Source organism: Bacillus sp. URHA0034, from assembly GCF_056280405.1.
The window spans coordinates 5,369,997-5,382,504 of record NZ_JBWCDK010000002.1; the positions used below are offsets into that span (position 1 = coordinate 5,369,997).

Here is a 12,508-nt window from a genome sequence, read left to right on the forward strand (position 1 = left end):
ATGAAAGCAGATATTATTCTTTCAAGTGAGGCGGTTTTTACTGGACTTGAGGATGGACCAAAGCCAGCGGCCATCGCAATTTCAGGCAATCGAATCATAGCTGTCGCCCCACTTGATGAAATTGAATCGTTCATTGGTGAAAAAACGTTAGTCCATCACTATGGTGATCAATTAATTATTCCGGGTTTTCACGACTTTCATGTTCATGCGATGATGGGCGGACTTTCACTTGAAAGCTTAAATCTTTTTGAAGCCCGATCCGAAAGACAAGCTGTTGAAATGGTCCAGCAGTATGCGGAAACGCATGAGGAAGCAGAATGGATTATTGGATTTATGTGGGATTCGAGCTATTGGGAAGACAAAAAGTTTCCGAGCCGCTACTCTTTAGACCATGCAATTTCTGATCGGCCCGTTGTATTATTTCATGCAGAGGGACATTATTCTTGGGTAAATACCAAAGCATTAAAAATGGCTAATATAGACAGTCAAACCCCTAATCCCCCTAATGGCATAATTGAGAAGGATGAGAATGGTGAGCCTACAGGGATCTTAATTGAGGAGGCCACATCACTTATTACAAAATATGCGTATGATTTTTCAAAACAGAAAAAAAGAGAACTATTTAAAGCCTTTTTAAATGAGGCAGCTAAATTCGGTGTGACCTCGGTTAACAATTTATATGGTACCGAAACGCTTAGTAAATTGGATGATTTTGAGATTTTCCAAGAATTTGAGGAAGAAGGAGAACTCATCGTACGGATGCACCTATTTCCAGCTCTTGATGGTGATATTGAGGAAGCTGTAAACTTACGAAAAAAATATCAATCGGATAAATTATGTGTTTCAGGACTAAAGCAATTTATTGACGGTGTGGTAACTAGCAGAACTGCATACCTGCTGGAGCCATATACAGATAAGCCTGAAACGAACGGAATGCCTGCTCATTCAGCTGTAGAAATTAAACAATGGGTGGCGGAAGCCGATCAGCATGGGTTTAGCATTCGGTTTCATGCGATTGGAGATGCTGCAGTCCGTTTAGCACTTGATTCCTATGAGGCTGCGCGAAATATCAATGGAAAAAGAGATTCCCGGCATGCCATTGAACACATTGAAGTAATTCACCCAGAAGATATTCCACGTTTTGGTGAGTTAGAAGTCATTGCCTCAATGCAACCCAATCACTTTGCCTTGTCAGAAAGGGGAACATATACAGAACGAATTGGTTTGGAACGTGAAAGATATGTGTTTGCCATCCGTTCTTTAAAAAATGCTGGAGCAAAATTAACATTTGGGACAGATTTCCCCATTGATTCGTTGAATCCTTTGATACAAATATATCGTGCAATTACCAGAATCGATAGCAGTGGAAGGGATGTATGGAATCCGCAGGAAAGAATTTCACTTGCTGATGCGCTTAAGGCTTATACTTACGGTCCAGCGTTTGGGACATTCCGAGAGCATGAACTTGGGACAATTGAAGAAGGGAAGCTTGCTGATCTTGTTGTATTAGACCGAAATCTTTTTGATATTTCTTTAAAAGAAATCATCCAAACCTCTGTTCAAATGACAATTTGTGATGGAGAAATTGTTTTTTCGAATCATCCGGATTTTGTCAAAACGAATTAAAAAATGAAAAAGATTTGTTTTTGTAAAGAAAACAGGACTTTTTGGTTTCAATAAGGTATTTTCTTAGATTATCTACTATTTCCAGTTTATAATTTAGACAACTAGAGTTAGTTTCGGAGGACAAATATGACCAGAGATAAGATTATTGCGGCAGCCCTAACGCTTTTTTCAAAAAATGGATATGAAGGAACCAGTTTGACTGAAATTGCAAAGGCAGTTGGTATAAAAAAACCTTCTATTTATAATCATTTTAAAAGTAAAGATGAAATCTTCCTTACCATTTATGAGAATATTTTATGGCTGCATGAACAAAAAGTAGAAAAATTAATAGAAGATATAAAGGGTTTAAATGCAAAAGTGCAGCTCTTTCAAATACTAGACTTAACGTTTCAATTTTATATTGATTTTGAGGAGCAATCTACTTTTCTAAAAAGATCAGTTTTCTTCTCCCCAGAGAACTTAAAGGAACAATTGCATGAACAGTTTATGGCCGCAGAAGATGCGATGTCTGCTATTTTAAGAACAATTATCAATAAAGGCATGGAAAACGGAGAAATCCGTAAGGGAAACATTGATGATTTTATCGTGTCATATTATTGTTTACTTGACGGGATTTTTATTGAATTATCTTATTATGGTGTTGAAAAAATGAAACCAAGGATAATAAACATCTGGAACAATTTTTGGTTTGGTTTTAAAAATGAAATTAAAAGCTTTTAAGGAAATCATCCCGGGTAAGCCGGAAAGCAATTCATTAGTGTATCGAATGCAAAGTAGCATGGGAAGTCCCCAAGCTACTTTTTATTTTGATAAAAATATGATGCAAGATGGCTGGCGATAAGGAGGGGATCTCCACCAAAGGGTGCACCCTCCATTTTAAGGATCTGTGGGCTATTAGATCATCAAAGGGGCTTATCGGACAGCCCTTTTTTTTACAGTAGTTAGATGGCTGCTAGTTTATTCAGGATAGACTCCACCATGGCATGGACATCCTCATCCTCTGTGTTTTGCAGGTATGCAGGCGTAAGGACCTGGGTTTTCTTCGCCAAATAGTAATCGAACAGCGCCTGTTTCAAGGACAAATCCTCTTCCATTAAGAAGGAAGTATTCACTAATTTCCCTAGTACCGTTTCATCCTGAATAATGAGGATTGAGGCATTCAATTCGTTAAACACTTCTGCTTCCATGCCCTTTTGATAAAAAGTATGAATAATGGACAATTGTTCTTTTCTTGATTGCCTCTTTTTTTCATAAAGATGGAGGCAGCTTTTTTTTAGGTCATGCAAATAAATATCTGAAGCATATACAGCTGAGAAAACAGCCTGTTCAAACACTTTTTGAAGACGAAGTGGATACGATAACTCTTCGTTGGTAATGGTTTGACCCGCTTCATTTATATAATCAATACAGAGATTCGTCAGCTCCATGATGATGTCTTCCTTCGAAGAAAAATAATTATATAAGGTAGCCCGGCTCAAATTCATCGTGTGGGCGATATCTTGAATGGTAAGGGCAAGGAATCCCTGAATACGAACAAGGTGGATCAATTTTTTTACATGGATTTTTCTCATCATCTGTCTTTCATCAGGTGCGAATTTTCTCAAAGTACCACTTCCTTTATCACGAAATTATATCATAATCCAATAGAGTGAATGAAGATCTTGATATTCCAATTCTTCCTAGTTTACAACTAACAGAAAGTGGAGTATGTTTATATACAGTTAACATTTTAGACATTTTATATTGATTTTGTCTAAAATGGATAGTGTTTTTTACTAACATTAGAATAGCTCAATGGGAAAAGAGGAGAATATAAGAATGACCACGATGACAACAGCAACAGTAACGAATGATTTTAATAAAATTGTAACAGAACGCCGTTCCATAAAAAATTACGATCCGTCCGTAAAAATTAGCCGCGAAGAAATGGCAGAAATTCTTACCTTCGCAACACGTGCTCCTTCTTCCGTAAATATGCAGCCATGGCGTTTTCTTGTGATCGAAAGCCCTGAGGCAAAAGCAAAACTTGCCCCTCTAGCTCGGTTCAATCAGACCCAGGTTGAAACATCATCAGCTGTTATTGCGGTTTTTGGTGATTTGAATAATTTTGAGAAATTCGAAGAAATCTACGGGGCAGCTGTAGAAAAGGGATTTATGCCTTTAGAGGTAAAGGAGCGAATTCAGGCATCCTTTTCTAGCTACTTTGAAGCTATTTCACGTGAAGAGATGAAAGAGGTTGTTTTAGTAGATGGAGGTCTTGTTTCAATGCAGTTAATGCTTGCTGCCCGTGCTTATGGATATGATACAAATCCAATTGGAGGATATGAAAAAGACCAAATTGCTGAGGCTTTTGGATTGGATAAGGACCGTTATATTCCGGTTATGTTGATCTCTCTTGGAAAAGCAGCTGATAACGGGCACCCATCTGTACGTCTCCCAATTGACCAAGTCGCACAATGGAAGTAATGAAAAATATACAAGAGAGGATACAGGTGTAATGATAATCATTCATGCTACATTCCAAATTAACCCAGCGAAGGAGAGCCTGTTTCTAGAGGAAATCCAGCCGCTTATTGCCGCATCAAGAGAAGAGAACGGAAATATTTCTTATCGTCTTCAAAAAGATGTAGAAAATGATCATGTATTTATGATGGTGGAGGTTTGGCAGGATATGCAAGCTGTTGCTAGTCATAATTCTAGCAATCACTTCACCAAGTTCGTAGCTAAAGCAAAAGATTTCTTAGCTGCACCATTAGAGGTTAAAGCATTTGAGGGTCAGCCATTAAAATTATAAATTGTTAATAATATAATGAGAAAAAGAGGAAGTCCTGAAAGTGAAGTGCCCTCCGTCAAGTAGACTGCGAAAATAAATAAAAGACACTAAGCGGCGTTAGCCCTGTATTCTATGGGACTAAGGCCGTTTAGTCTTTTTTGCTTAGATTATATTTAATAATATCTAAGTTTTCAGAAAGATATGTTAGAATAAAAATTGTACCTGTAAATGATGGTAGCATAGAGTGCAAAACTAAATATATTTGAAAGTGAAAGAATATAATTTTCATCGTGGAACGTTATCTGTTCATTGTCTTATTTAGTACTGACTAAGGGGTTGAGTAAAAAATGAGTCTTAAACAAATGCATATTAACAATGCTTTTGAATTACCTCAAGAAACCGTTTTGAATGAATTTTATGAACGAATGATTACAATCCCTATTGAAGCAAGAACAAATTTGAAAAATGAGCTCAGTACCGTCATTGGCGATGAACGAACAAGGGGCGTGTTTATTCGATATGGCTGGCATTGTGGGGTGAGTGATGCGGAAAAAGCCATGTCGTTACAATGGGACGACGAGATGGATTTAGTAAATGCAGGTCCTAAATTTCACAAGTTGCATGGTTACTTAGATAAAGTGGAAATTTTGCAAATGAGATTGGATGAGCAAAAGAAATGCAATTTTATAGAAGTGCTCTGGATTAATACGTTTGAGGCATCTCAATATTTAAAAGCCAAAGGTTTGAGTGAAGAGCCTGTTTGTCACACATTGTGCGGATATGCAAGCGGTTACCTGTCAAAAGTGCTGCAACAGCCTATCCTTGTGAAGGAAGTCGAATGCCGTGCAATGGGGCACGAGCAATGCAGATGCATTTGCATGCCAATCGAAAAATGGGGAGAAGAAATCACGAGTGACTTAAGTTATTATCAAGCTAATAGCATGATCAAAGAACTCGATGAAATAACTGCGAAATTAAAAATGGAGCGGGACCATTTAAGTAAAGCGAGCGATATCCACCGACAATTAATTGAGGAACTACTTTCAAACCAAGGGTTACAAAAAGTGGTTGATATTTTATTTGAAGCGACTGGTTTAACCGTGTTTATTGAGGATGAATATAAAAAAATAATTGTAAAATCAGGAGAACTTCCGGGTCAGCTTAATTTACATACATTAAGAGATTCGAACACGACAGTTGTACGTTATTCAGATAAACTTTCATTGTTACGCACCCCCATTTATTATGAACAGCAAATTAAAGGCTATTGTTCTTTTGTTTATACAGGAGAGAATCAGCCTGGCGAGCTTGATTATATGATTATTGAAAAGGCGGCCATGACGTCTTCGCTTATCTTATTGAATGAAAGTATAAAAATTAATACCGAGCAAACGATTAAACGAAGTTTTTTAAATGATATCTTGGAAGGTCGTTTAGCAAAGGAAGAAATGTATAAAATCGCTTATTATTTAGATTTTAATCCGTCCTCAACCTATTGGATGCTAACGTTTGAACGATTCGTAAAGGAATCAAACATAGAACATGAAATAACGTTTAATGAAGAATTGATTCGTCATATTCATGTATTTTTAAATGAGCGCAATATCAATTCAATCGTTTCACAAAAACTTAACAAAATTATTATTTTAATGGAGTATCCAACTTTTGAAAGTTTACATGTATCACCGTCTACGTTTATTGAACAATTGTTAAAGCATTGTTCAAGGCGTTTCCCACAGGATAGAATCTCTGTCGGTGTTAGTTCTGTCATCCAGGAGTTTTCACAAACTGTCACGCTATACAAGGAAACTTTGGCAGCATTACGTGCAACAAACAATCGTAAAAACGTCTATTACTTTGAAGAACTGGGTATTGAAAGCGTTTTATTTCAACTACAGGATGATGTGTTGATTGATCGTTTTGTGAATCAACATATTGGCAGGTTGTTAGCAGTAGATAGTGAGGAATTTGAGTTAATTAGAACGTTATATGCCTATATAGATAACGGAAGTAGTATACAGCACACTGCGAAGGAATTATCAATGTCGATTAGCGGTTTACGTTATCGACTGGCCAAAATTAGTGAGATTTTAAGCCATGATCTGAATGACACACAATATGCCTTCACACTTTATTTAGCAATCAATATATTAAAAGCAAAAGGAAAAATAGAGATTTAACGATAAGGCCTTGCCCATTCACGTGTTGATGGACAAGGCTTTTTCGTAGTTTATGCAATCCAATTAAATATATAAAAATAGTATTTAGTAGGAAACGTTTTAAAAATAAGCTAAATTCAATATCTTCAGTAGGTATATTTAAAATATTCTAACTATTATAATTCAATTCAACAGCAGCTGCTTTGCGGAATTTGAAAACGTTTACTTTAAAGGAGGAAGGAATATGGCAGTTAATCTTTTAGAAGTGAAAAAGACTCCCAACAAAGAAGAACTTCTATTGAGGGCAAAAGAGGTTGGTTTATTAGCTGAAAAATACGCTTTAAAGGCAGATCAAGATTCAAAGCTCCCAGATGAAGTAATTGAAAAAATAAAAGAAGCTGGTTTTCATAAACTTTTACGGCCAAAGGAATATGGCGGCCAAGATTTAGATTACTTTACTTTTGGTGAAATTATCCGCACAATCGCGAATCATAGTATCGCCGCTGCATGGATAAGCTATTTCTTTGTTATTCACGAAACCTGGGTGGCGTTTCTACCAAAAGAAAGCCGTGATGAATTGTATGGACATGGCGGCTTAATGGCAGATGTATTTGCCCCTGTCGGGAAAGTAACAGAGGATGGCGAAGGCTACCGCCTTTCAGGGCAGTGGAACTTCTGTAGTGGCGTGCTTTGGAGTGATTGGATAGGACTAGGCGCAATCACCAAGCTAAAGGATGGAACAGAGCCGGAATATTGTTTATTTATTGTAAATAAAAAGGATGCGGAAATCGTCCATAACTGGGATGCAATGGGCTTACGCGGCTCAGGAAGTAACGCGGTGAAAGTTGATAACGTTTACATATTGCCGAATCGAATTTTCCATGCAACCCGTGTTATTAACGGTGCAGGCCCAGTAGATGGAAATTTTGAGCCTGACTATCAAATTTTCAATGTACCCTATATCCCATGGTTCTTAATGGGCTTCCAATTTATTCAAATCGGCGGCATTGAACGATTGATTGATATTTTCCAAGAAAAAACAGAGAACCGGATTCGTATTTTTAACCATAATTCAAATGAAAAAGAAGCAGCTAGCAGTCAACGCGTACTGGCGGAATTAAAAATACAATTAAGTGCTTTAAAAGGCTTAGCAAATGATTACGTTGAAAGGTTAACGTATTACCAACAAAATCGCATTCGTACATTGGATGAAGAAGAGCGTGAAAGATTGTTCGGGATCCGTGGTCATATATCAAAAATGACTTCTGAGATGGCGCTCCGTATTTTACTTACATTAGGTGGAAATTCCGTATTTAAAGGGCAGCCTACCGAATTGTTTGTACGTGACATCATGACAGCCGCTTCTCATCCGACGCACCATTACGAAGATGCACTTGGCTCATACGGCAAGTCAATCTTTGGCTTTAAAGGAAACCCAATCTGGTAAATAAAACTTTGGAGGGAATGTGAAATGATGAAAGAACCTATTTTTGATGTGGCACATCTGGCACATATTGAAATTTATAGTCCTAAAGTAGAAGAGTCTGTTTGGTTTTTTAAAGAGATTTTAGGGATGGAAGAATCGCACCGACAAGGTGATTCTGTTTATATGCGTGCTTACGAGGATTTTTATCATCATACACTGATCATTACCAAAAATGAAGAAGCTGGCCTTGGGCATGTGGCATGGCGGGCCACTTCACCAAAAGCTCTAGAGCGTCGTGTCCGAGAGATTGCAGCGAGCGGTTATGGAATGGGATGGATTGATGGCGATGTCGGCCATGGACCAGCTTATCAATTTACAACGCCAGATGGTCATAAAATGGAAATTCTTTGGGAGGTTGACTATTTCAAACCGAATAAAGAACAAGCAACACCACTTCTGAATCGTCCGCAAAAACGTCCACGTCGCGGAGTACCAGTCCGCCGCTTAGACCATGTTAATGTACTGGCGGCCGAAACAAACAAAAATGTTGAGTTTTTAGAAAATGCACTTGGCTTTAAAGTGCGCGAACGCATTCTAAATGATGAAAATACAGATGTAGCAGCATGGTTAAGTTCAAACTCATTAGTACATGAAGTGGCAATCATGGGAGACGCGTTAGCTGAAAAGGGAAGATTGCATCATATTTGTTACTGGTACGGGTATCCTCAACATTTAATGGATGTAAGTGAATTATTGGTAGAGCACGGCTTTAAAATTGAAGCAGGCCCTGGCAAGCACGGTGTCTCTCAGGCTTACTTCCTATATGTGATTGAGCCAGGAGGCAATCGTGTTGAATTATTCGGTGACACGGGGTATCAAATTTTTGACCCAGACTGGAAAACGGTTGAATGGAAAGGGAAAGATTTAGAGCATGCGATTATTTGGTACGGCTCTAATTTACCACAAGAGTTCTTTGAATATGGAACACCAGTGCGGAAAAAGGCAGTTGCACCACTAAAATAAACGATGGTGAATCGTTAAAGGTGAGCTTCTAGAAAGCGGGAAACATGGACTTCCCCCTAACGGACAAGTTCACAATGGATGGATAAAAGCGAGAGGAACCTTTCACTAGTTTCCTCTATCTCTTTTTTAATAGATGAAAGGAGCAATGCGTTATGACGATTATCTCAAAATATATGGATGTTAATGGGATTAACACACACTATCATGAGGAAGGGAGAGGAGCAGATAAAATTATTTTAATACATGGGTCAGGACCAGGTGTATCTGCCTTCGCAAACTGGCGCTTAATTATCCCGCGTTTAAGTGAATCCTATCATGTATTTGCACCAGATATTATCGGTTTTGGTAAAACGGATAAACTCCCCAATCATCAATATACCGTTGAATTGTGGGTACAACATTTAATTAGCTTTATTGAATCCGTGTCGGATGGGCCTGTTTATTTAGTCGGCAACTCAATGGGCGGTGCATTAGCTCTCCATGTTGCCTATCAAAGGCCGGACTTTGTGAAAAAATTAATTTTAATGGGTAGTGTTGGCATCAAGCACCAAATTTCAGAAGGGTTAGAACGAGTTTGGGGTTACGAGCCTAGTTTGCAATCCATGCGAGAATTAATTGAATTATTTTCGTACGATGAAAAAGCGGCGAAAAATGAAGAATTAGTCCGTCTTCGCTATGAAGCTAGTATGGATCCAGAGGGGAAAGAGGCCTTTTCGGCGATGTTCCCCGCGCCTCGCCAAGAAAAACTGGACGAAATGGCGTTAACCGATGAACAAATTCAAAGCATTAATGTACAAACACTATTATTCCATGGCTTAAATGATAAGGTTATTCCCATTGAAGCCACAAGCTATCGTCTGATTGAATTGCTGCCGCATGCAGAACTACATGTATTTAATGAGTGTGGGCATTGGACACAAATCGAAAAAACCGAGCCGTTCGTGGATAATATTTTAAGATTTATTAAAAAATGACCTATTATAAAGCTAAGCCCTTGGCGTGATGGAGGCTTTTTAATACCAAGATTCCTACTAATATTAAAATAATTTTGGGAGGTTCATAGAGTGGATAATCGTCAATTTCGAACGGCAATGGGAAAATTCGCAACAGGGGTAACCGTGATTACCACAGAACATGATGGCGATGTACATGGTATGACGGCGAATGCCTTCATGTCTGTATCCCTTGATCCAAAGCTCGTGGTCATTTCAATTGGTGAAAGGGCGAAAATATTAAATAAAATCAAGGGAAGCAAGATCTTTACGGTGAATATTTTGGCTGCAGATCAACAAGAGCTATCAATGATTTTTGCGGGACAAATCAAGGAACCTCGTGAAGTTGTTTTTGATCGGTTAGATGGTAAACCCGTGTTAGAAGGAGCGTGTGCACAGGTGGCTTGTGAAGTATCCATGGTGCATGTGGAAGGAGATCATACTTTGTTTATAGGGAAAGTAACCGATATTCACCTTGAAGAGAAGGAACCGCTTGTTTTCTTCAACGGTAAATATCGTGCATTGGCAGAAGTATAGCTGCCTTCATTTTGGAACATGAAAGGAGACTGGATGGAAACGATCTATTTAAATAAGGAGAATTTAGCTGCTTATCAGGAAAGGGCAAGCTCAAATGTTATGGCACTTGGATGTTTTGACGGTCTCCATCATGGACATGTAAAAGTGATTCAATCCGCATTGAATAAAGCAAAGGAAAGAAGACTGTCTCTTTCAGTAATGAGTTTCTTTCCTCACCCGAAAACGGTCATCGGGGGGAAGGCGTGTTTTCACTATTTAATGCCGCAGTCCGAAAAAGAAAAAAAGCTTTGTGAATTAGGTGTTGATACTTTTTATCTTGTGGAGTTCGATAGAGAGTTTGCGGGTTTGTCACCTCAAGCATTTGTTAAGGAATACTTGATCGGTCTGGGTGTTATTCATGTAGTTGCGGGATATGATTTTTCGTATGGCAGCCGCGGTGCAGGGAATATGGAAACATTGAAACAAGATTCCGGAGATCGGATTGATGTAACTACGGTCGACAAGGTGGAGTACAAAGGGAAAAAAATTAGTTCGACTCGTATCAGACAACAACTGTTAGCAGGAAATGTCGAGGAACTGCCCAATCTCATCGGGCACTCCTACGAATTAAAATGCGAATGCGCTGGATCGGTTTTAACACCATACTCGGACTATACACTCCCTGCACCTGGACGTTATGATGTAACCTTGAAAAATAACAGGATATCTTTGCAGACGGAAGTGGTTGTAAACGAGGAACACGTCATACTTACTAGTATCCATCAGATTCCATCATGGTTCGAAGGAAACTTGACCATCGTCTGGAATCGGCGGATAAGGGCTGAAAAGATTCAAACGAGAGAAGAAACTGATACTTTTTTCTTCCCGTATTTGTTTGGTTATAAATTCTGAATGTAATAGATCCATAGGAAATAATTCCTGTTCCGTAAGCCGGTCAGGTTCGACAAGCGAGGCACGTTTGTTCCCTGGAAAACATCTAATTAGGGCGCTGTTTCTTTTTGGACTGGACTCCTTGGCTGAATTCGCTTGGAGTGAGCCCTATATATTTGCGAAATTGCCGAGTAAAGTGGTTGTAATTTTGAAAGCCTACGTCATGGGCTGCTTCCGTTGCATTCCGATTCGTATGGGAAAGAAGCAAGGCAGCCTGCTTAATTCGCATACGGTTAAGTGCCTCTACAATGGATTCGCCGGTGTTTTCTTTAAATAGATGAGATAGTCTCGATGCTGATAGCCCGACGCTGCGGGCCAAATCCTCGACTCGAACCGTCTCCTGCATCCGCTGTGCCAGCAAAAATAGCGTTTCTTCAATCCGCGGATCAAACCCGCTGGTTTGCTGTTTTGCGAGCAGCATCAGGACCTCCCGCAGTGCACTTAAGCACAGCTCGTGCCAAAAAGCGCCTCGTTCCCGGGAGTCAGACAGAATCCGTAGGAAAGCTTGGTAAATTCGCTCCCTTACCGCTTGCTGCTCAACCTGCCGGATGGTTAGTGCGTCGAGCGGCAGTAGACTCGCGTCCATGAAGCCGCCAGTAAAATGGGCCCAAACGAAATGCCAGCTTTTTCCTTTAGGCGTGCCATAACGATGGGGTGTTCCCGGCTTCAACAGTGTTACGTCTCCGGTCCTTGCGCGCTTCTCGCAGCCGTCTGCCTCGAAATAACCTTCACCGTCTAGTGTGTACGTGATAAGCCAGTCACTCATGCCGTCCGGACGTACGGTAGAATAGGTGTCGCTTTCATGGAAATGCCCGGCGATCACCATGCTGTAGGCCAATCCGTCATAGTTGGAGGGACGATCCAGTTCCATTGTCATCCTCCTTTTCTAAATAGTACTTTTTCAAGGATAGTTTAGCTTAACTGATGGCTGCACACAAGTGCATTTGTGGAGAAATAGCAGAATCGTATGCATTGTTAGCAAAATCCATCCTTCTTCTAATGGTTACTCTAACTGTAAAATGAAGATGTGCTAAATATCACT

Annotated in this window: 12 protein-coding genes; 10 read left to right on the forward strand and 2 right to left on the reverse strand. The window is 39.4% G+C overall.

From position 1 onward, the window contains the following. Positions 1 to 1,626 carry an amidohydrolase gene (locus ACZ9EE_RS28085; RefSeq protein ID WP_476031850.1) on the forward strand — a complete coding sequence of 542 codons (1,626 nt, stop codon included), beginning with the start codon at positions 1 to 3 and terminating at the stop codon, positions 1,624 to 1,626. A gap of 126 nt (positions 1,627 to 1,752) precedes the next feature. Next, positions 1,753 to 2,346, forward strand: a complete 594-nt coding sequence (locus ACZ9EE_RS28090; protein ID WP_476031851.1) for a TetR/AcrR family transcriptional regulator — start codon at positions 1,753 to 1,755, stop codon at positions 2,344 to 2,346. Positions 2,347 to 2,567: 221 nt separating this feature from the next. Here the strand turns inward: ACZ9EE_RS28090 and ACZ9EE_RS28095 are convergent, their stop codons facing one another. Beyond that, positions 2,568 to 3,230, reverse strand: coding sequence for a TetR/AcrR family transcriptional regulator (locus ACZ9EE_RS28095; protein ID WP_476031853.1), 663 nt, complete (start codon positions 3,228 to 3,230; stop codon positions 2,568 to 2,570). Between the two features lie 223 nt (positions 3,231 to 3,453). Between ACZ9EE_RS28095 and ACZ9EE_RS28100 the strand changes: the two genes are divergently transcribed. From ACZ9EE_RS28100 to ACZ9EE_RS28135, 8 genes are all read left to right on the forward strand, one after another. Continuing rightward, positions 3,454 to 4,092, forward strand: a complete 639-nt coding sequence (locus ACZ9EE_RS28100) for a nitroreductase family protein (protein ID WP_476033129.1) — start codon at positions 3,454 to 3,456, stop codon at positions 4,090 to 4,092. 31 nt (positions 4,093 to 4,123) lie between these two features. Beyond that, positions 4,124 to 4,420 carry a putative quinol monooxygenase gene (locus tag ACZ9EE_RS28105; RefSeq protein WP_476033131.1) on the forward strand — a complete coding sequence of 99 codons (297 nt, stop codon included), beginning with the start codon at positions 4,124 to 4,126 and terminating at the stop codon, positions 4,418 to 4,420. A 326-nt stretch (positions 4,421 to 4,746) separates the two neighbouring features. Beyond that, positions 4,747 to 6,579: a helix-turn-helix domain-containing protein gene (locus ACZ9EE_RS28110; protein WP_476031854.1), complete on the forward strand. Its 1,833-nt coding sequence runs from the start codon at positions 4,747 to 4,749 to the stop codon at positions 6,577 to 6,579. Between the two features lie 223 nt (positions 6,580 to 6,802). After that, positions 6,803 to 8,005 (forward strand): acyl-CoA dehydrogenase family protein, encoded by a 1,203-nt coding sequence (locus ACZ9EE_RS28115; protein ID WP_476031856.1) that lies wholly within the window; start codon positions 6,803 to 6,805, stop codon positions 8,003 to 8,005. 24 nt (positions 8,006 to 8,029) lie between these two features. Beyond that, positions 8,030 to 9,007, forward strand: coding sequence for a catechol 2,3-dioxygenase (locus ACZ9EE_RS28120; protein WP_476031857.1), 978 nt, complete (start codon positions 8,030 to 8,032; stop codon positions 9,005 to 9,007). Positions 9,008 to 9,159: 152 nt separating this feature from the next. Further along, the gene (locus tag ACZ9EE_RS28125) at positions 9,160 to 9,981 is read left to right on the forward strand and encodes an alpha/beta fold hydrolase (RefSeq protein WP_476031858.1); all 822 of its coding nucleotides are present in this window, start codon (positions 9,160 to 9,162) and stop codon (positions 9,979 to 9,981) included. Positions 9,982 to 10,071: 90 nt separating this feature from the next. Continuing rightward, positions 10,072 to 10,536 carry a flavin reductase family protein gene (locus ACZ9EE_RS28130; RefSeq protein WP_476031859.1) on the forward strand — a complete coding sequence of 155 codons (465 nt, stop codon included), beginning with the start codon at positions 10,072 to 10,074 and terminating at the stop codon, positions 10,534 to 10,536. Positions 10,537 to 10,569: 33 nt separating this feature from the next. Next, a complete protein-coding gene (locus tag ACZ9EE_RS28135) occupies positions 10,570 to 11,427 on the forward strand; it encodes an adenylyltransferase/cytidyltransferase family protein (protein WP_476031860.1) in 858 nt (285 codons plus the stop codon). Between the two features lie 85 nt (positions 11,428 to 11,512). Here ACZ9EE_RS28135 and ACZ9EE_RS28140 read toward each other — a convergent pair whose 3' ends face one another. Continuing rightward, complete coding sequence (locus tag ACZ9EE_RS28140; protein ID WP_476031861.1) at positions 11,513 to 12,337, reverse strand: helix-turn-helix domain-containing protein; 825 nt, start codon at positions 12,335 to 12,337, stop codon at positions 11,513 to 11,515. Positions 12,338 to 12,508 lie beyond the last annotated feature (171 nt).

What these genes read in the sequence shown, in the direction of transcription:
- ACZ9EE_RS28125 (WP_476031858.1), top strand. Translation starts at nt 9,160, where the DNA reads ATGACGATTATCTCAAAATATATGGATGTTAATGGGATTAACACACAC.
- ACZ9EE_RS28105 (WP_476033131.1), top strand. Translation starts at nt 4,124, where the DNA reads ATGATAATCATTCATGCTACATTCCAAATTAACCCAGCGAAGGAGAGC.
- ACZ9EE_RS28115 (WP_476031856.1), top strand. Translation starts at nt 6,803, where the DNA reads ATGGCAGTTAATCTTTTAGAAGTGAAAAAGACTCCCAACAAAGAAGAA.
- ACZ9EE_RS28140 (WP_476031861.1), bottom strand. Translation starts at nt 12,337, where the DNA reads ATGGAACTGGATCGTCCCTCCAACTATGACGGATTGGCCTACAGCATG.
- ACZ9EE_RS28120 (WP_476031857.1), top strand. Translation starts at nt 8,030, where the DNA reads ATGATGAAAGAACCTATTTTTGATGTGGCACATCTGGCACATATTGAA.
- ACZ9EE_RS28090 (WP_476031851.1), top strand. Translation starts at nt 1,753, where the DNA reads ATGACCAGAGATAAGATTATTGCGGCAGCCCTAACGCTTTTTTCAAAA.
- ACZ9EE_RS28110 (WP_476031854.1), top strand. Translation starts at nt 4,747, where the DNA reads ATGAGTCTTAAACAAATGCATATTAACAATGCTTTTGAATTACCTCAA.
- ACZ9EE_RS28135 (WP_476031860.1), top strand. Translation starts at nt 10,570, where the DNA reads ATGGAAACGATCTATTTAAATAAGGAGAATTTAGCTGCTTATCAGGAA.
- ACZ9EE_RS28085 (WP_476031850.1), top strand. Translation starts at nt 1, where the DNA reads ATGAAAGCAGATATTATTCTTTCAAGTGAGGCGGTTTTTACTGGACTT.
- ACZ9EE_RS28100 (WP_476033129.1), top strand. Translation starts at nt 3,454, where the DNA reads ATGACAACAGCAACAGTAACGAATGATTTTAATAAAATTGTAACAGAA.